Raw genomic sequence first — 17,464 nt, 5'->3', positions numbered from 1 at the left:
GCAGCAGCGCGTCGAATTCGTGACCGATCCGCGCGGGCACGGTGATCATGTCGCGGCGGGCCTGAATCTCCGCGCCGCCGGCCGAGGTCACGCCAGCCGGTGGGCGATCTCGCGGGCGACCGCGGTGACCTGCTCGTCGGTGGCGTCGAGCCCCTGGGCGGCGAACACGGTGGTGTTGATGCTGAGCAGCGCGACCCGGATGCGCAGGGCCTCCTCGACGGTGGCGTCCGGGCCGGTGAGGACGTCGAACAGGGTGCGCAGCCGCTCGAACGCGTTCTCCTTGCCGGGGTGCAGGTCGCGGACGACGTGCTGGTTGGCGAGGGCGAACTGCATGGCCTGGCGGCCGTGCTCGGCGCTCAGTTGCAGCATCCGGTCGATGACCTCGGTGCGCAGGTGCGGCCCGGGGGGCTGTGCCGTCGCCCAGGCGACCAGGTCGTCCAGGGCGGCCAGGTAGTCGCCGAACAGCGACCGGACGATGTCCTCCTTGCTGTGGAAGTGGTAGTACAGGGCGGCCTTGGTGACTCCGAGGCGCTCGGCGATCTCCCGCAGCGAGGTGGCCTCGTAGCCCCGCTCGGTGAACAACTCCAGCGCCACCCGGCGGATCTCGGCCCTGGTGTCACCGTGCCGTCCTGCCATGCCTGTCATCTCCCTGCGCCTGCGCGATGCACTGACCGTACCCGCCCGGTTGCGCTCATCTTAGTTGCTGACTTGCCGACCGGTAAGGTACAACTTACCGGTCGGCAAGTAAACGAGCAGGGTGAGCACCCGGCTCGCCGAGAAATGCCGCCGGCCAGCAACGTGATGTCGAAGGAAGGCAAGCTTTTGAAGTCCAACGCAGCGGACACCGCCCCGGTGGCTCCACCGAGGTTCAGCCACCGCGAGATCCTGGCGACCGTGGCCGGGCTGGCCATCGCCATGTTGCTGGCCATGCTCGACAACATGATCGTGGCGCCGGCCCTGCCCACGATCCTCGGCGAGCTGGGCGGCCTCAACCACCTGGCCTGGGTGACCACCGGCTACATCCTCGCCTCGACCGTGGCCACCCCGATCTGGGGCAAGCTCGGCGACCTGCTCGGCCGCCGCTCGACCTTCATCGCCTCCATCGCGATCTTCCTGATCGGCTCCGTGCTGTGCGGCATGTCGCAGAACATGGCCGAGCTGGTCGGGTTCCGCGCGCTGCAGGGCCTGGGCGCCGGCGGCCTCATGGTCGGCGTCATGGCGGTCCTCGCCGAGATCGTGCCACCCCGCGACCGGGGCAAGTACCAGGGCGTGATGATGGCCGTCATGCCCGCCGCCATGATCGGCGGCCCGCTTGTCGGCGGTTTCATCACCGACCACCTGAGCTGGCGCTGGGCCTTCTACGTCAACCTGCCGCTCGGCGTGATCGCCCTGGCGGTGTGCTGGTTCACCCTGGCCAAGCTGCCCCGCGGCACCGGCCGGGTCCGCATCGACTGGACCGGGTCGGCACTGCTCACCACCTGGATCACCGCGCTGGTCCTGATCACCAGCTGGGGCGGCACCGAGTACGACTGGAGTTCCCCGCAGATCCTCGGCCTGGCCGCGGTGACCGTACTGGCCTTCGCCGCGTTCGTGATCGTCGAGCGCCGCGCCACCGAGCCGATCATGCCGCTGGCGGTGTTCCGCAACCGCAACTTCAGCCTCGCGGGCACCCTCAGCTTCATCGTCGGGTTCGCGATGTTCGGCGGGATGACCTTCCTGCCCCAGTTCCAGCAGTTCGTGCAGGGTGCGTCGGCCACCAACAGTGGTCTGCTGCTGATGCCGATGATGATCGCCATGATGGTGACCTCCCTGGCCGGCGGCGCGGTGATCAGCCGGACCGGCCGCTACCGCGCGCTGCCGATCGCCGGCACCATCCTCATGGCCGCCGGGCTGGCCCTGTTCGCCTCCATGGACACCGACACCACCAAGACGACCACGTCGCTCTACATGGTCGTGCTCGGCCTGGGCATGGGTTGCCTCATGCAGACCACGATGCTCATCGCCCAGAGCAGCGCGCCGCTGCGCGACGTCGGCGCAGCCACCGGCGCCGCGACCTTCCTGCGTAACATGGGCGGCTCGCTGGGCGTCTCCATGCTGGGCTCGGTGTACACCCACGCCCTCACCGACTCCATCACCGAACACGCCGGCGCGGCCGCCGGTGCCGGCAACGCTCCCGTGTCGCGGATGACCCCCGAGCTGCTGCGCAGCATGCCCGAAGCCGCCCGGCACCTGTTCCAGCAGGCCGTCACCGACGGCGTCAGCGCCGTCTTCACCTGGGGAGCCATCGTGGCCGCCGTGGGTCTGCTGGTCGCCTTGGCCATCCGCCACGTACCGCTGCGCGGCTTCGCCAAGGAACAGCCCGCGGCCTCTGCCGAGGCGAGCACCGACGCCGTGGCGGTGGAGGCGGGCGCGGTCGTCTGACGACCGCCGGTCCGGGTGCCGCACAGACCACACCTGGCCGGTCCCCCGTGGACCGGCCAGGTGTCTCACGGCGGCCGGTACGCCGCTGAAACCAAAAGACGCGCCTGGCCCACCGGCCAGGCGCGTCTTTCCACAGTGCCTACTTGGTCGCCTTGAGCAGGATGCGACCGGTCTTGCCGGCGCAGGAGCCGTAGAAGTTGTAGGTCTCGACCTTCAGTACGTACGCGCCCTTCTCCAGGTTGTAGAACGTGTAGTTCTGGCGGGCGGTCTCCCAGTCCCAGTTCGGCCGCAACGAGGTGATGACCTTGTTGTCCCGCATCCGGACGAGGTTCAGGATGTAGCCGAGCTTCGTCACCTCGGTCGAATAGGTCGGGTACTTCGTGCCGCGGATCTGCGGCGGGTTCCAGGAGAACGTGGCGGTGGTGGCGTCGACCCGACGTGCGGACGCGGCGAGAATCCCGCCCGGGAAGTGGGACGGCGCCGAGACGCGGGTCGTGCCGCCCTGGCCGGCCGCGTTCCGCGCGCCCAGCGACACGATGTAGTTCACGCACGGGTCGAGCCTGACCTTGGGGGTGGGCGGCGCCTGACCCGGGACGGCGGGGTTGGCCGGCAGCTGGTACGTCTGGACCTTGCCGGCACCGCTGACGGTCACGTCGTAGTGGTCGAGGCCGGAGACCCACTGCCGCTGGATGTAGGCGTCCCACCCCTCGTGGGTGACCACCACGCCCTTCGGCGCGGCCGGGATGTCCGAGGCCGCGGCGGCGGCCGTGCCCGGCGCTCCGATCGCGGCGGTCGTGCCGACCGCGACGGTCGTGGCGACGATGGTCGCAAGGCGCGGGAACGTGATCTTCACGGTGGTTCCTTCCGGGAGCGTGCGCTTACCGGGGCAACCTTGCCCACCCCTGGTCAAGGTCACCTCAAGCCACGTTTTGCCCAGTCTCAGGAATGCAGCCTGCCCGATTCGTGGACGTTCGACCCCGGATGCGTGACGGCTTAGCGTGCGCTTAACGATCACACAGCGCGCCGATAGCCCCCCGTGCACGACGGTGCTTGCTGTCCGACGGTCATCAGCGCCGTCATCAGCACCGGAGGAACCGACAATGATCAGGATTCGTACCGCTGGCACTCTTGCCGCCGGGGTGGCCGCCGCGCTCGCGCTGGGCGGCACCGCGCTCGCCTCGGCCGGCGCCGACGACTCGGCCGCGCACCAGGCGGCCGACGACCACGGCGGCCGGGCCGTGCCGATGCTGCCCAACGGCGACCCGGTGCGGTCCGGGTCGGACGACCCGACCTCGGCGCCGACCTCCGCGCCGGCCCCGGCGCCCACCGCGGCGGGTGCGGTGAGCATCGACGCGGCCCGCACGATCGCGCTGCGCGCCACGGGCGGCGGCCGGGTCACCAGCATCGAGGCCGAGACGGAGCACGGCCGCGCGGTCTGGGACGTCGACGTCGTCGCCGGCGGGGTCCGCCACGACATCGACGTGGACCGGGCCACCGGCGCGGTGCTGCGGCACCGCGTCAAGGGCTCGTCCGGCGCGACCACGACCAGCGACGACCGCGGCGGGCGCGGCCGGGGCTCGGACGACACCGCCGCCGACGACCGCGGTGGCCGCGGCCGGGGCACCGACGACACCGCCGCCGACGACCGGGGCGGGCGCGGCACCGACGACACCGCCGCCGACGACCGGGGTGGCCGGGGCACCGACGACACCGCGGCGGACGACCACGGCCGGGGCGCGGACGACACCGCCGGCGACGACCACGGTGGCGACGACAACGGTGGCGACGACCACGGCCGCGGCCGGCACGGCTCCGACGACTGATCCGTCGGCGAACCAGGTAGAGGCCCCGTGGCTTGCCACGGGGCCTCGTTCGTGCGCGCGGGCTACTGGGAGACGAACAGCAGGCGGTTCGGCGAGCCACTGCCGGCGCTGGTCACCGCGTCCGGGGTGGCGTCCGCGACCAGGGCGTCGCGAACCTGCGCCGGGGTGTACGACGGGTTGCGCGACAGCACCAGGGCCGCCGCCCCGGCCACGTGCGGCGAGGCCATCGAGGTGCCGCTGATGGTGTTCGTCGCCGTACTGCTGGAGTTCCAGTCCGAGGTGATCGACGAGCCGGGCGCGAAGATGTCCAGGCAGGTGCCGTAGTTCGAGTACGACGCGCGGGCGTCCGTGTTCGTGGTCGCACCGACCGTGATCGCCGGTCCGACCCGGGCGGGTGAGGTGCTGCAGGCGTCGGCGTTGGAGTTGCCGGCCGCCAGCGCGTACGTGACCCCGGAGCCGATCGACGCGGTGACCGCGTCGTCGAGGGCGCTGCTGGCGCCGCCGCCCAGGCTCATGTTCGCCACGGCGGGCTTGCTGGCGTGCGCGGTGACCCAGTCGACGCCCGCGACGACCCCCGCGGTGGTGCCGCTGCCGGAGCAGTTGAGCACCCGCACCCCGACGATCCGGGCCTGCTTGGCCACGCCGTACGTGGCGCCGCCGATCGTGCCGGAGACGTGCGTGCCGTGGCCGTGGCAGTCGACCCCGTCGGTGCCGACCGAATCGAAGCCGAAGCTGGCCCGGCCGCCGAAGTCGGCGTGGCCGTAGAGCACCCCGGTGTCGATGACGTACGCGGTAACGGTGTCCGCTGTGGCCGGATACGTGTAGGTCGTACTCAGCGGCCGGGCCCGCTGGTCGATGCGGTCCAGGCCCCAGGTGGCGCCGGTCTGCGTGGCGAGCAGCGAGACCTTCTGATTCTGCTCGACGTACGCGACGCGCGGGTCGGCTGCCATCCGCCCGGCGGCGGCCTCACTCATGCTGGCCTCGAAGCCGGTGAGCGCGGCGGAGTACGTACGGTGGACCTGGGCCCCGTAGCCGGCCGCGACCCCCCGAGCGGTCGCGGCGACCGCCCCGCCGCCGGGCCGGACGCCGAGGGTGCCGTTCTTGAGCACGACGAGGTAGCTGCCGGGAATCGCGTCCGCGGTGCCCGCGAGTCTGACCTGCCCGGTCGGTGCCGTTGTCGCAGCCGCGGCCGGGGTTGCCGTCGCGGGCGTGGCCGTCGCCACAACGAGCAGACTGACGGCCAGGGCCTGGCCGCCGAGGGGGCGTCGAATCGCCATGTCGTTCCTCTCTCGCGCCTGCCGGCCGACCCGTCCGCGTGCTCGTGACCCGCAGATATGGACGGTGGTCGGTTTGTTGACGACAGGTTAAATCGCATCGACGACTGACGCTCCATCCCGATTGGGATATACCGCCGGGATCGTCCCTCGGGCCCGGCGCTGCACCTCGGCCGAACGGCCGGTGCTGGTTAGGATCAACGGACTGCGTCGGCCCTATGGCCCTCGGGCCACACCCGCAATACTCTCGGGTAACACGGCTGTTACGTTGCAACCGTTTCATCTCATACCGGCACGAAGGCGGCGCCCGATGGCTCTCGACGTTCCCTACCGGTCGATCCCGGACATGTTCCTGCAGCGGGTGGCGACCACCCCGGACAAGCAGGCGTTCGCCAGCCCGAACGCGGATGACACCGGCATGGCATGGCTGACCTGGGCGCAGGTCAAGGACAAGGCCTTCGCGCTGGCCGCCGGGCTCGCCGAACTCGGTGTGGGTCTGGAGGACCGGGTGTCGATCCTGTCCAACACCCGTCTCGAATGGATCCTGGCGGACCTCGCCATCAACTGCGCCGGCGGGGCGACGACGACCGTCTACCCCACCACGGAGCCCGAGGACGCGACGTTCATCATCGCCGACTCGGGTTCCAAGGTTCTGGTGGCGGAAAACCCGAAGCAGGCCCTGAAGATCTCCGGGGCGACCACGTCGGTCACCCACGTCGTACTCATCGACGGCCTCGCCGACGCCGAGGCCGAACCGCCCCAGCTCACGCTCGCCGACCTGGAGGAACGCGGCCGAGCGGCGCTGGTCGCCAACCCCGGCCTGATCGACCGCGCGATCGAGGCCATCCGTCCCGAGCACGTCGCGACCCTCATCTACACCTCCGGCACGACGGGGCACCCCAAGGGCGTCGAGCTGCTGCACCGCGGCTGGGTCTGGGAGGGCGTCGCCCAGGAGGACCTCGGCCTGTACGACCCCAACGACCTGCAGTATCTCTGGCTGCCGCTGTCGCACTCGTTCGGCAAGACCATTCTGTGCGGCGTCATCCACGTGGGCGTGCCGACCTATGTGGACGGCCGGGTGGACAAGCTCGTGGAAAAGCTCGCCGTGGTCCGGCCGACCCTGATGGCCGCGGCCCCGCGCATCTTCGAGAAGATCTACAACAAGACGGTCACGACGGCGCTCGGCGAGGGCGGCCTCAAGGCGAAGATCTTCAGCTGGGCGATGACCACCGGCAAGCGCAGGGTACGCCTGGAGCAGGCCGGAAAGCCGGTCGACCGGTGGCTGCGCACGGAGTACGCGATCGCGGAGAAGCTCGTCTTCAGCAAGCTGCAGCAGCGCCTCGGCGGCCGGCTGCGCGTGCTGGTCTCCGGGTCGGCGCCGCTGAGCCGCGACATCGCGGAGTTCTTCGCCGCCGCCAACCTGCCGATCTCGGAAGGCTACGGGCTCACCGAGAGCAGCGCCGCGAACTTCGTCAACCGGGTGGGCCACCTCAAGATCGGCACGGTGGGCAAGCCGCTCGGCGACCTGGAGGTCCGCATCGACACCGACGGCGAGATCCTGCTGCGCGGCGCCCCGGTCATGCGCGGCTACCACAACCTGCCGACGGAGACCGCGGAGGCGTTCACCGAGGACGGCTTCTTCCGGACGGGTGACATCGGCCAGCTGGACGCCGAGGGCAACCTGTCCATCACCGACCGCAAGAAGGACCTGGTCAAGACGTCCGGCGGCAAGTACATCGCGCCGTCGAGCATCGAGGGCATGTTCAAGGCGGTGTGCCCGTACACGTCGCAGGCCGTGGTGGTGGGCCAGGCGCGCAACTTCGTGACGATGCTCATCTCGCTGGACGAGGACGCCATCGCGGGCTGGGCCGAGGGTGGGCCGCTGGCCGGGCGCAGCTACGCCGAGATCGTCGCGGCGCCCGAGACCGAGACGCTGATCGCGGGCTTCGTCGAGCAGCTGAACGGCAAGCTGAACCGCTGGGAGACGGTCAAGAAGTTCACGATCCTGCCCCGCGACCTCAGCATCGAGCAGGGCGAGATCACCCCGTCGATGAAGATCAAGCGGCGCAGCGTCGAGACGAACTTCGCCGCCGAGATCGACAAGATGTACGCGGGCTCGCTCGCCCAGATCTGACCCGCCTGATTCTCCCCCGGGCGCGGAGCCGGTTCGCCGGATCCGCGCCCGGTCCGGTATCCAGGCGTCAGGCGATGACCGCGGGAGTGCCCCACGCGGGGCGGCTGGCCCGGTCGAGATCGTGCCGCACGCTGGCGATCCGGCGTACCGCCTCGGTCAGGTCGTCGGCGGCGAGGGTGAACGGCAGCCGGACGAAGCGTTCCAGCGTGCCGTCCAGGCCGAACCGCGGCCCGGGCGCCAGCCGTACCCCCACGTCCTCGGCGGCGCGGGCCAGCGCGCTGGAGATGGGCCCGTCCAACTCGGCCCAGAGGGTGACGCCACCGCCCGGCACGCACACCCGCCATTCGGGCAGCAGCTCCGTGAGCGCCGCGACCAGCGCGTCGCGCCGGAACCCGAGCTGCGCCCGGCGCGCCGCCACGATGGACTCCTCCTGGGCCAGCAGCCGCACCGCGACGAGCTGTTCGAGCACCGGGCTGGACATGTCCACCCCGACCCGCAGGGCGGCGAGGCGCTGCACCAGGGGCGCCGAGGCGCGGACCCAGCCGATCCGCAGCCCACCCCAGTACGCCTTGCTCATCCCGCCGATGGAGACCACGCGCGAGTGCCGGTCGAACACCGCGACCGGCGGGGGCATCGGCGAGCCGTCGAGCGGCAGGTCCACGAACGACTCGTCGATGACCAGCTCGGTGCCGGTCGCGTGGGCCGCGCCGACCAGCCGCTCGCGCAGGCTGGCGGGCATGAGGTGACCGGTCGGATTCTGGAACTCCGGGATCAGGTACGCCAGTCGGGGCCGGGTCTGCCGCAGCGCCCCGAGCAGCAGTTCGGCGTCCCAGCCGGTGCGTGGGTCGAGGCCGTGCGTGCTGATCCGGGCCCGCCGGGCGGACAGCGCGGCCAGCGCGTTCGGGTACGTCGGGGATTCCACCAGCACCGGCGCCCCGGCCGGGACGGACAGCCGCAGCACCAGGTCGAGGGCCTGCTGCGTGCCGCTGGTGATGAGGATCTGCTCGGCGCTGGTGGGCACGCCCCGCGCGGCGTAGCCGTCCGCGACGGCCGCCCGCAGCTCGGACAGCCCGGTCGGGTGGTATCCGGCGCTGCCCAGGTAGCGGGGCAGGTCGTCGGCGGCGGCGCGGGCCGCGGCCACCAGTTCGACCGGCCCCGCCGACGCGGCCACCCCCATGTCGATCATGTCGAGGTCGTCGTCCGGCGCCCACAGGCCCGAGCTGCCGACCCGGTGACCGGTCGGCAGGGTGGTCCAGCTGCCCGCGCCGCGGCGGCTGGTCAGGTGCCCGGTCTCGCGCAGCGACCGGTACGCCGCCGAGACCGTGGTGCGGCTGATCCCGAGGGACTCGGCGAGTTCCCGTTCAGCGGGCAGGCGTACCCCGAGGGGCAGCCGGCTGTCCGCCAGCAGGCCGCGGACCGCGCCCGCCAGCGCGGCGTAGTCGGGCCGCTTGTGGCGACCCGGCAGGGAATGCCACTGCCCCAGCAACCGGGCCAATTGGCCGCCGCGTACCGACGTCGTCACCGCCACCTCCGCCAGATTGGCCCTTTCGGGCCGAGCAATTGGCCCTCAGAGTGGCAGTTATGCCTGCGACTGGCAACATCAATCACCTCACTATCCGCTTCCGCCCGGGCCGCCGGCTGGCCCAGCTCACGGTCGGCCTGACCCTGTACGCCGTCAGCATGGCCCTCATGGTGGTGTCCGGCCTCGGCCTCACCCCGTGGGACGTGTTCCACCAGGGGGTGTCGCAGGCCACCGGGATCAGCATCGGCACCGTGGTGATCATCACCGGCATTCCGCTCCTGCTGCTGTGGATCCCGCTGCGACAGCGCCCCGGCATCGGCACGATCGCCAACCTGGTCGTCATCGGGCTCGTCGTCGACGGAGTCCTCGCGGTGCTGCCGACCGTCGCCACCCTGCCCGCACGCGTCGCCTACCTGGTCGCGGGCATCCTGCTCAACGGGCTCGCCACCGGGATGTACATCGGTGCACGGCTGGGACCCGGCCCGCGCGACGGGCTGATGACCGGCATCGCCGGCCGCTTCCCCCGCCTGTCGATCCGCCTCGTACGCACCACCATCGAGGTGCTCGTGCTGGCCACCGGCTTCCTGCTGGGCGGCACGGTCGGCCTCGGCACCCTGGCGTACGCGGTGGCCATCGGGCCGCTCGCCCAGGCGTTCATCCCGATGTTCGCCGTGCGTGAGCCCGGCCGCCCGGCGGTGGCCGCAACGCCTGCCTGAGAGCAATGTCCAGCATCGGCCAATCGCGGCATCTGTCTTATCCCCCCACCGGGGGTAGGGATGCGGTGCTCGACGGCGTACGTTGAGTAAGGCTGACCTTCCCCGAAGACACGACGCTACCCCCGCGGGCGGCGTCCGAGAGGTGGATGTCGTGGCGGAGCCGTTTCGCGCCGAGAGCGCCGAGTCGTGTGTGGCCCAACGGGACGGTCCGGTACTGCGCGTGACCGGCGACATCGACCAGGGCAACTGGATCGACCTGGCCGACCGCGTCGCCGCCGAGGTCCGCACCGGGCTGGTCCACCTTGACCTGACGCAGGTGAGCTTCTTCGGCGCGGCCGGCATCCGCGCACTGATGTACGCCCGCGACGACTTGCCACCCGGTCGCACGCTCCACGTGAGCTGCGCACCGATGGTGTTGCACGCGATGCGGATCTGCGGCCTGCTGACCCTGACCGGGCTGGTCGTCACGCCGGGAGCCGACGGGCAGCAATGGCCGGCGGCCTGGGCGTGACCATGGGGTCGGAGATGCCGGACAGGGAGATCGCCGCGCCGCCGGAGTCCGGGTTCGTCCACGCCGCTCTGATCATCGACTCCGACGACGCCCTGCGCGCCCGGCTCATGCCGATCCTGCTCGACTGCCTCGCCCGCGGCATTCCGGTGCTGATGGTGGTCAGCGCCAAGGTGGAACTGCTCGTCCGCACGGAGCTGGGTGCGCTCGGCGACCGGCTGCAATGGAGCGAACGGGGCTCGTTCTACCAGCGGCTGGGCTTCGCGCACGCGGAGTTCCGGCGGTACCTGGCCGAGCAGCACGCCCAGGGCCGGCAGGTACACGTCATCGCCGAGCCGGACATCGCCACCGGGATCGATCCGAGCAGTCCGGTCGACCGTGCCGCCGCGTACCTGTCCTACGAGGTGGTGTGCAACGAGGCGTACGCCGGGTACGGCTGCCCGGTCACCTGCATCTGGGACAGCCGCTGCCACTCGACCCTGATCATCGAGAACGTCCGCCTGCTGCACAACCATGAGGTCATCGACGGCGGCGACCTCGTCGAGGTGCAGCACATCCCGGCCCGCGACTACCTCACCCACCGCAACGAGATCCCGCTGACGCCACCGCCGATCGTGACCGATCTGGACATCGCCCTGGTGCAGCTCGGCGAGCTCGCGTTCGCGCGCACCGCCGTGTGGTCCTGGGCCCGGCAGAAGTCCTTCGCCACGATCGCCGCCACGGACGTGGTCATCGCGGTCGCCGAGGTGGCCACCAACGGGCTGGTGCACGGGGACGCGCCCGTACGGCTGCGGGCCTGGCCGCACGCGGACACCCTCGTCGTCCAGGTCGACGACGCCGGGGGACGGCCGCTGCCGCCCACCGCCGGATACCTCCATCCGGACGAGGACCGCGACGCGGGCCGGGGCATGTGGCTGGCCCGGCAACTCGCCGACGTCGTCACCACCCATACCGGCGCCGGCACCACCTCGGTGCGGCTGCACTTCCCGTACGAGGTGACCCACCGCGATTTCACCGGCTGAGGTCAGTCCGGCGGCCGGTAGCCGACCCCGGCGTGGTCGAGGCGGCGCAGGTGCGGGGTGAGACGCCGCCGGAACTCGGGGAACTCTCCACGCAAGCCGCTCCACCCCAGCTCGGCCAGCGCCGCGAGGCGCGGGAACGCGCGGTACTCCACCAGCTCCGGCGTCGGCAGGTACTCGCTCCACAGTTGCGCCTGCACACCCAGCAGCCGCCCCGGGCCGGACTCCGGCGGGCGGTACCCGTACACCTTGCGCAGCGGGGTGCCGAGCCGGGCCGCGACCGGCTCACCGGGCGCGTCCGGGTCGTCCGTCTCGGCATAGTCCAGGTACGTGTGGGTGTGCGGGCAGGCGACCACCTCGTGCCCTGCCGCCAGCGCCGCGGTGACGCGCTCCGGGCTGCGCCAGCCGAACACCACCGCGTCCGCCGGGGCGCCGGACTCCAGCAGCTCGTCCCACACCCCCACCCGGCGGCCGTGCCGGGCCAGGTGGGTGGCCAGCTCGGCGGCGTACCAGCGTTGCAGGTCGCCCACTCCGGCCAGGCCCAGCTCCGCGACCCGGGCCAGCGCCGCCGGGCTGGCCTGCCATTCGTCCGTCGGGCACTCGTCCCCGCCGATGTGCACGATGTCCGACGGGAACACGTCGACCAGCTCGTCGAGGATGTCGGTGACCACGTCCAGGGTGGCCCCGGACGGGTTGAGCACATGCGACGAGATGCCCCACGCGGTGCGTACCGGCAGGCGCCGCCCGGGGTCGTTGCCCAGCTGCGGGTACGCGGCCAGGGCGGCCTGGACGTGACCGGGCAGATCCACCTCGGGCACGATCCGCACCCCGCGCCGGGCCGCGTACCCGACGAGGTCGCGCAGCTCCCGCTGGGTGTACCAGCCGCCGTGCGGGACACCGTCGAAGCGCCGCTCCCGGGAGTGCCCGGCCGGGCTCTGCGCGCGGACGCCGCCCACCTCGGTCAGCCGCGGGTAGCGCCGTACCTCGAAGCGCCAGCCCTGGTCGTCCGTGAGGTGCAGGTGCAGCACGTTGAGCTTGTGCGCGGCCATCAGGTCGACGAAGCGCCGCACGAACGGCATCGGATGCGCCCACCGGGCCACGTCCAGCAGGGCACCCCGCCACGGATACGCGGGCCCGTCGACGATGTCGGCGACGGGCAGCGCCCAGACCACTCCGGGCACCGGTGCGCCCGCGTACGCCTCGGCGGGCAGCAGCTGGCGCAGCGTCTGCACCGCCCAGCGCAGCCCCGCCTCGGTGTGCGCCCGGACGGTGACCCCCTGCGGAGTGACACTCATCCGGTACCCCTCGGCGCCCAACTCGGCGTCGTCGGTCAGCCGGAAGCTCAGCCCACCCGCGCCGGGTGGCAACGGCAGGCCCGTGGGCTGCGCAAGCAGCTCACGCAGCAGGTCCGCGACCGCGGGCGGGGCATCGATCGGGGTGGTTTCGGTGAGGACGAACCGCCCGGCGGACCGGGCGGCGTGACGGGCGGCCGGGACGAGCATCTGATCACCCAACCACATCCGCTTCCCGGCGCGGCACGCACACGGCATCATTGCGGCATGGGGCCTGGCGGATGGCGCTGGAACGACGCGTGGATCTTCGTCGCCGTGGTCATCGCCGCGAGGCTGGAACGCGACCGCGCGTTGCACGCGGCGCTGCCCGTGACCGGCGCCAGCCTGGCGGACGTGCTGGCCGCGGCGGACTTCCTGCACCACAGCGTGCCGAGCCGGGCCGAGCTGGAGGAATCCGTGTGCCGGCTGGCCGGGGCGGGCCTGATCACTGTGGACGACGACCTGGTCGAGGTGGCCCCGGCGGGTGAGCAGCTGTGGCGCACCCGGCCGTTCAGCGGCCTGTCGTCGGCGGTGCTGACCATGCAGACCCAGCTGAACCGCGCCAGCCGCCCCGGCGACGGCGACGGCGGATGGACCCTGCGCGAGGCCACCTACCAGGCCGCCGTCCGCGAGTACGCGCTGCGCCTGGCCGACGGCCGCTGAGCCCGCGGGCGCGCTAGTGGTCGAACGTGGTCAGCAGGCTGTCCATCCAGGGCTGACGGGGCACCGGGTCGGGACCGACCACACGCATCGCGCCCAGGCAGGTGAGCAGCATCCCTTTCGCGAAGAAGTCGCGTAGTTCCTCGGCGGTCGCGCCGGTCAGCTCGCGCACCGTCTCGTAGAGGCGGCCGAAGCAGGCCCGCACCGGCTCGCCGATGGCGGGGTCGGCGCTGGCGGTGAAGCCGTGCAGCAGCAGAGTGATCAACTCCCGCTCGGCCAGCAGTTCGTCGTACGCCTGCCCGAGGCTGGCCAGAGTCGGCTCGCGCTGGGCCGCCTCGCGGAACTTCGCCTCGATGCGGCTGCTGGCGTGGTTGACCGCGGTGAGGAAAAGCTCCTGCTTCGTGCGGAAGTGCCGAATCACGTACGGCTGCGAGACGCCGGCCAGGCGGGCCACCTGGTCCGTGGTCGTGCCGGCGTAGCCGGCGTGGCTGAACGCGGTGACGGCGGCCGCCACGAACTGCTCGTGGCGCTGCTCGGCGGAGAGGCGGGTGCGGGCCATGTTGACAGGTTATCAGTGAATAACTAACGTGCCCTCCTGTAGTTATCAGTGGATAACAACTTTCGGAGGCACTTCATGACCACCACCGCGGAACGCCCCTCCGCCGCCCCGCCCACGCCACGCCGCACCACCCGCCCGCTGGCCGCCGTGCTGGCCGCCGTGGGCATTCCCACCTTCATGGTCACGCTGGACAACCTCGTCGTGAGCACGGCGCTCCCGGTCATCCGCACCGAGCTGGGCGCGTCCATCGCCGACCTGCAGTGGTTCGTGAACGCGTACACGCTGCCGTTCGCCGCGTTCCTGCTCACCGCGGCCGCCCTCGGCGACCGCATCGGCCGCCGCCGGATGTTCCTGGCGGGCATCGCCGTCTTCACCCTGGCGTCGGCCGCCGCGGCCCTGGCCACCGCACCGTGGCAGCTGACCGCGGCCCGGGCGGTGCAGGGCCTCGGCGCGGCCGCCGTGGCACCGTTGTCGCTGACGCTGCTGGCGCAGGCCGTGCCCGATCGCCTGCGCACCGCCGCGGTCGGTGTGTGGGGCGGCATCAGCGGCCTCGGCGTCGCGGTCGGCCCCGTGGTCGGCGGCGCCGTGGTCGAAGGACTCGACTGGCACTGGATCTTCTGGCTCAACGTCCCCGTCGGCGTCGTGGCCGTGATCCTGGCGGTCGCCGTCCTCGACGAGTCCCGCGGCGGCGCCCGCCGGCTCGACCCGCTGGGCCTGCTCCTCTCCGCCAGCGGCATGCTGCTGCTCATCTGGGGGGTCGTCGACGGCCCGGACCGCGGCTGGACCTCCGCCCGCGTGCTCACCATGCTGATCGGCGGCGCGACCCTGATCGGGCTGTTCATCGCCTGGCAGGCACGCAACCGCACCCCCATGCTGCCGCTCAGCCTGTTCCGCTCCCGGGGCTTCACGCTGGTCAACATCGTCACGCTGACCTTCTCGGCCGGTGCCTTCGGCGCGGTGTTCCTGCTGGCCCAGTTCTTCCAGGTGGTGCAGGGCCTGAGCCCGCTGGAATCGGGCGTGCGCACCCTCCCGTGGACCATGGCGCCCATGGTGGTGGCGCCGCTGGCGGGCATCTTCGGTGACCGCATCGGCCAGCGGAACCTCATCGTCGCCGGCCAGATCCTGCTGGCCGGGGCCATCCTCTGGATCGGGCTGGCCTCCACCCCCACCGTCACCTACGGCGACCTGGTGGCCGCGTTCGCCATGGCCGGCGTCGGTATGGGCCTGACCTTCGCCCCGATCAGCACGATGGCCCTGGCCAGCGTCACTGAGCAGCGCAGAGGCGTCGCCTCCGGCGCCAACAACACGATCCGCGAGCTGGGCGTGGCCGCCGGGGTCGCGGCGCTGGCCTCGGTGTTCAGCTCATACGGCGGCTACGCCACCCGGCAGTCCTTCGTGGACGGCCTCGTCCCCGCGGTGCTCGTGGGAGCCGCCATCGTCGCCGTCGGCGCGGTCATCGCCGGGTGGCTGCCCCGCAACCACGGCGCGGCACCCGGGCGGCATTGAGCCCGGGTGCGTCCTGCCGCGGGCGCGGCGGGCTGCCGTCGCGGCCCGGCCGTCGTCGCGGGCGGCAGGCTGTCGTCGCGGGCGGCGAGGTGTCGCGGGCGGCCCGGGGGCTAGCGGACCGGGTTGCCCGCGGCCCGCAGGCTGTCCTTGACCTCGCCGATGGTCAGCTCTCCGAAGTGGAACACGCTGGCCGCCAGCACCGCGTCGGCCCCCGCCGCGACCGCCGGAGGGAAGTGCGCCGCAGCGCCCGCCCCACCGCTGGCGATCACCGGAATGTCGACCACCGCGCGGACCGCCGAGATCAGCTCCAGGTCGAACCCGGCCTTGGTGCCGTCGGAGTCCATCGAGTTGAGCAGGATCTCCCCCGCACCCAGCTGAGCCACCCGGTGCGCCCACCACACCGCGTCCAGGCCCGCGCTGCGGCGCCCGCCGTGCGTGGTGACCTCCCAGCCGCTGTCAGTGCCCGGCGCGCGCCGCACGTCCAGGGAGAGCACCAGCACCTGGTTGCCGAACCGGTCCGCGATCTCGGCGATCAGCTCCGGCCGGGTGATGGCCGCGGTGTTGACCCCCACCTTGTCCGCGCCCGCGCGCAGCAGGGTGTCGACGTTGTCCGCGGAGCGCACCCCGCCGCCGACCGTCAGCGGGATGAACACCGACTCGGCGGTACGGCGGACCACGTCGAGCATCGTGGCCCGCTCGTCCGAGGAGGCGGTCACGTCGAGGAAGGTCAGCTCGTCCGCGCCCTGCGCGTCGTACGCGGCGGCCAGCTCCACCGGGTCACCCGCGTCCCGCAGGTCCACGAAGTTCACGCCCTTGACCACCCGGCCCGCGTCCACGTCGAGGCAGGGGATCACGCGTACCGACACCGTCACGGCTGCACCCCTCCCGCGCCGGCCAGCGCCTCCAGCTCCACCTCGACGAGCATGTCCGGGTGCAGCAGCCCCGCCACCACCACGAGGGTCGCGGCGGGCCGGACCTCGGCGAACAACTCGCCGTGCGCAAGCCCGACCGGCTCGGCGTACGCGCGGTCCGTGATGTACATCCGGGTACGGACCACGTCGTCGATCGACGCGCCCGCCTCCGCCAGCGCATCCAGCGCGATCCGGAACGCGGTGTGCGCCTGCGCGCCCGGGTCGCCGACCCACTGCACCACACCGCCCACCGTGGCGGTGCAGCCCGCGGTGACCACCCGGTCCCCGGCGCGCACCGCGCGGGAGTACCCGTAGTTCTTCTCCCACCGGCCGCCGGAGCCGTACCGGGCGATCATGCGGCGGAGAGGGTGGCCAGGGCCTCGCGGACCGTGAACGCTCCCGCGTACAGGGCCTTGCCGGCGATCACGCCCTCCACCCCCGCGGGCTCCAGGGTGGCCAGGGCTCGCAGGTCGTCGAGGGTGGACACCCCGCCGCTGGCGATGACCGGCGCCGTCGTGCGGTCGCACACCTCGCGCAGCAGGTCGAGGTTCGGCCCGCGCATCGTGCCGTCCTTGGTGATGTCCGTGACGACGTAGCGGGCCGCCCCGGCCTTGTCGAGCCGCTCCAGCACCTCGAACAGCTCACCGCCGTCGCGGGTCCAGCCCCGGGCGGACAGCGTACGTCCGCGCACGTCCAGGCCGATCGCGACGCGGTCGCCGTACTCGCCGCAGATCCGGTCGCACCACTCGGGGTCCTCCAGGGCGGCCGTGCCGATGTTGACCCGGGCGGCGCCCGTGGCCAGCGCCCGGCGCAGCGACTCGTCGTCGCGGATGCCGCCGGACAGCTCGACGTTCACGTCGAGGCGGCCGACCACGTCGGCCAGCAGCTCGGCGTTGGAACCACGGCCGAACGCGGCGTCCAGGTCGACCAGGTGCACCCAGGTCGCGCCGTCGTTCTGCCAGGCCAGCGCGGCCTCCAGCGGATCGCCGTAGCTGGTCTCGGAACCGGCGGCGCCCTGCACGAGGCGGACGGCCTGGCCGTCGGCGACGTCGACGGCGGGCAGCAGGGTCAGGGTCACGG

Annotated in this window: 17 protein-coding genes; 8 read left to right on the top strand and 9 right to left on the bottom strand. The window is 72.2% G+C overall.

Features of this window, described 5'->3' with window-relative positions; genetic code table 11:
* Positions 1 to 87 precede the first annotated feature (87 nt).
* Complete coding sequence (locus ACMCNO_RS11550) at positions 88 to 636, bottom strand: TetR/AcrR family transcriptional regulator (RefSeq protein ID WP_412749402.1); 549 nt, start codon at positions 634 to 636, stop codon at positions 88 to 90.
* A 165-nt stretch (positions 637 to 801) separates the two neighbouring features.
* Here ACMCNO_RS11550 and ACMCNO_RS11545 point away from each other — a divergent pair, with 165 nt between their 5' ends.
* The gene (locus ACMCNO_RS11545; RefSeq protein WP_412749401.1) at positions 802 to 2,421 is read left to right on the top strand and encodes an MDR family MFS transporter; all 1,620 of its coding nucleotides are present in this window, start codon (positions 802 to 804) and stop codon (positions 2,419 to 2,421) included.
* Between the two features lie 139 nt (positions 2,422 to 2,560).
* On the opposite strand, the gene ACMCNO_RS11540 is transcribed toward ACMCNO_RS11545, so the two are convergent.
* Positions 2,561 to 3,274, bottom strand: coding sequence for a hypothetical protein (locus ACMCNO_RS11540; RefSeq protein ID WP_412749400.1), 714 nt, complete (start codon positions 3,272 to 3,274; stop codon positions 2,561 to 2,563).
* A gap of 247 nt (positions 3,275 to 3,521) precedes the next feature.
* Between ACMCNO_RS11540 and ACMCNO_RS11535 the strand changes: the two genes are divergently transcribed.
* Complete coding sequence (locus tag ACMCNO_RS11535; protein WP_412749399.1) at positions 3,522 to 4,244, top strand: PepSY domain-containing protein; 723 nt, start codon at positions 3,522 to 3,524, stop codon at positions 4,242 to 4,244.
* A gap of 62 nt (positions 4,245 to 4,306) precedes the next feature.
* Here the strand turns inward: ACMCNO_RS11535 and ACMCNO_RS11530 are convergent, their stop codons facing one another.
* Positions 4,307 to 5,521, bottom strand: coding sequence for a S8 family serine peptidase (locus ACMCNO_RS11530; RefSeq protein WP_412749398.1), 1,215 nt, complete (start codon positions 5,519 to 5,521; stop codon positions 4,307 to 4,309).
* 307 nt (positions 5,522 to 5,828) lie between these two features.
* On the opposite strand from ACMCNO_RS11530, the gene ACMCNO_RS11525 reads away from it, so the two are divergent.
* Positions 5,829 to 7,652, top strand: coding sequence for an AMP-dependent synthetase/ligase (locus tag ACMCNO_RS11525; protein ID WP_412749397.1), 1,824 nt, complete (start codon positions 5,829 to 5,831; stop codon positions 7,650 to 7,652).
* 67 nt (positions 7,653 to 7,719) lie between these two features.
* Here ACMCNO_RS11525 and ACMCNO_RS11520 read toward each other — a convergent pair whose 3' ends face one another.
* Positions 7,720 to 9,174 carry a PLP-dependent aminotransferase family protein gene (locus tag ACMCNO_RS11520; RefSeq protein WP_412749396.1) on the bottom strand — a complete coding sequence of 485 codons (1,455 nt, stop codon included), beginning with the start codon at positions 9,172 to 9,174 and terminating at the stop codon, positions 7,720 to 7,722.
* Between the two features lie 59 nt (positions 9,175 to 9,233).
* Between ACMCNO_RS11520 and ACMCNO_RS11515 the strand changes: the two genes are divergently transcribed.
* The 3 genes from ACMCNO_RS11515 to ACMCNO_RS11505 all read left to right on the top strand — a co-directional run bounded on the left by ACMCNO_RS11515 (position 9,234) and on the right by ACMCNO_RS11505 (position 11,420).
* The gene (locus ACMCNO_RS11515) at positions 9,234 to 9,890 is read left to right on the top strand and encodes a YczE/YyaS/YitT family protein (protein ID WP_412749395.1); all 657 of its coding nucleotides are present in this window, start codon (positions 9,234 to 9,236) and stop codon (positions 9,888 to 9,890) included.
* 142 nt (positions 9,891 to 10,032) lie between these two features.
* Positions 10,033 to 10,401: an STAS domain-containing protein gene (locus ACMCNO_RS11510; RefSeq protein ID WP_412749394.1), complete on the top strand. Its 369-nt coding sequence runs from the start codon at positions 10,033 to 10,035 to the stop codon at positions 10,399 to 10,401.
* Between the two features lie 14 nt (positions 10,402 to 10,415).
* Positions 10,416 to 11,420 carry an ATP-binding protein gene (locus ACMCNO_RS11505; protein WP_412749393.1) on the top strand — a complete coding sequence of 335 codons (1,005 nt, stop codon included), beginning with the start codon at positions 10,416 to 10,418 and terminating at the stop codon, positions 11,418 to 11,420.
* Between the two features lie 2 nt (positions 11,421 to 11,422).
* Here the strand turns inward: ACMCNO_RS11505 and ACMCNO_RS11500 are convergent, their stop codons facing one another.
* On the bottom strand, positions 11,423 to 12,919 hold the full coding sequence (locus tag ACMCNO_RS11500; RefSeq protein ID WP_412749392.1) for a beta-N-acetylhexosaminidase: 1,497 nt from the start codon (positions 12,917 to 12,919) through the stop codon (positions 11,423 to 11,425).
* Between the two features lie 57 nt (positions 12,920 to 12,976).
* Between ACMCNO_RS11500 and ACMCNO_RS11495 the strand changes: the two genes are divergently transcribed.
* Positions 12,977 to 13,411, top strand: a complete 435-nt coding sequence (locus ACMCNO_RS11495; protein WP_412749391.1) for a hypothetical protein — start codon at positions 12,977 to 12,979, stop codon at positions 13,409 to 13,411.
* Between the two features lie 13 nt (positions 13,412 to 13,424).
* Here ACMCNO_RS11495 and ACMCNO_RS11490 read toward each other — a convergent pair whose 3' ends face one another.
* Positions 13,425 to 13,967, bottom strand: a complete 543-nt coding sequence (locus ACMCNO_RS11490) for a TetR/AcrR family transcriptional regulator (protein WP_412749390.1) — start codon at positions 13,965 to 13,967, stop codon at positions 13,425 to 13,427.
* Between the two features lie 75 nt (positions 13,968 to 14,042).
* Between ACMCNO_RS11490 and ACMCNO_RS11485 the strand changes: the two genes are divergently transcribed.
* The gene (locus ACMCNO_RS11485; protein WP_412749389.1) at positions 14,043 to 15,473 is read left to right on the top strand and encodes a DHA2 family efflux MFS transporter permease subunit; all 1,431 of its coding nucleotides are present in this window, start codon (positions 14,043 to 14,045) and stop codon (positions 15,471 to 15,473) included.
* A gap of 110 nt (positions 15,474 to 15,583) precedes the next feature.
* Here ACMCNO_RS11485 and hisF read toward each other — a convergent pair whose 3' ends face one another.
* Genes hisF through priA form a run of 3 tightly spaced genes read right to left on the bottom strand, consistent with a single transcriptional unit; the run spans position 15,584 to position 17,462 of the window.
* Positions 15,584 to 16,345 (bottom strand): imidazole glycerol phosphate synthase subunit HisF, encoded by a 762-nt coding sequence (hisF, locus tag ACMCNO_RS11480; protein ID WP_412749388.1) that lies wholly within the window; start codon positions 16,343 to 16,345, stop codon positions 15,584 to 15,586.
* Complete coding sequence (locus ACMCNO_RS11475) at positions 16,342 to 16,740, bottom strand: RidA family protein (RefSeq protein WP_412749387.1); 399 nt, start codon at positions 16,738 to 16,740, stop codon at positions 16,342 to 16,344. Before ACMCNO_RS11475 ends, hisF begins: the two co-directional genes overlap by 4 nt.
* Entirely contained in the window at positions 16,737 to 17,462 is a 726-nt protein-coding gene (gene priA, locus ACMCNO_RS11470; RefSeq protein ID WP_412749386.1) for a bifunctional 1-(5-phosphoribosyl)-5-((5-phosphoribosylamino)methylideneamino)imidazole-4-carboxamide isomerase/phosphoribosylanthranilate isomerase PriA, read from the bottom strand. The genes ACMCNO_RS11475 and priA overlap by 4 nt, the downstream gene beginning before the upstream one ends.
* Positions 17,463 to 17,464 lie beyond the last annotated feature (2 nt).

Source organism: Krasilnikovia sp. M28-CT-15, from assembly GCF_047159595.1.
In the GTDB taxonomy this organism is placed as follows: Bacteria; Actinomycetota; Actinomycetes; order Mycobacteriales; family Micromonosporaceae; genus Actinoplanes.
The sequence above is the reverse complement of the archived record's forward strand: the minus strand, read 5'-3'. Positions and strand labels throughout refer to the sequence as shown.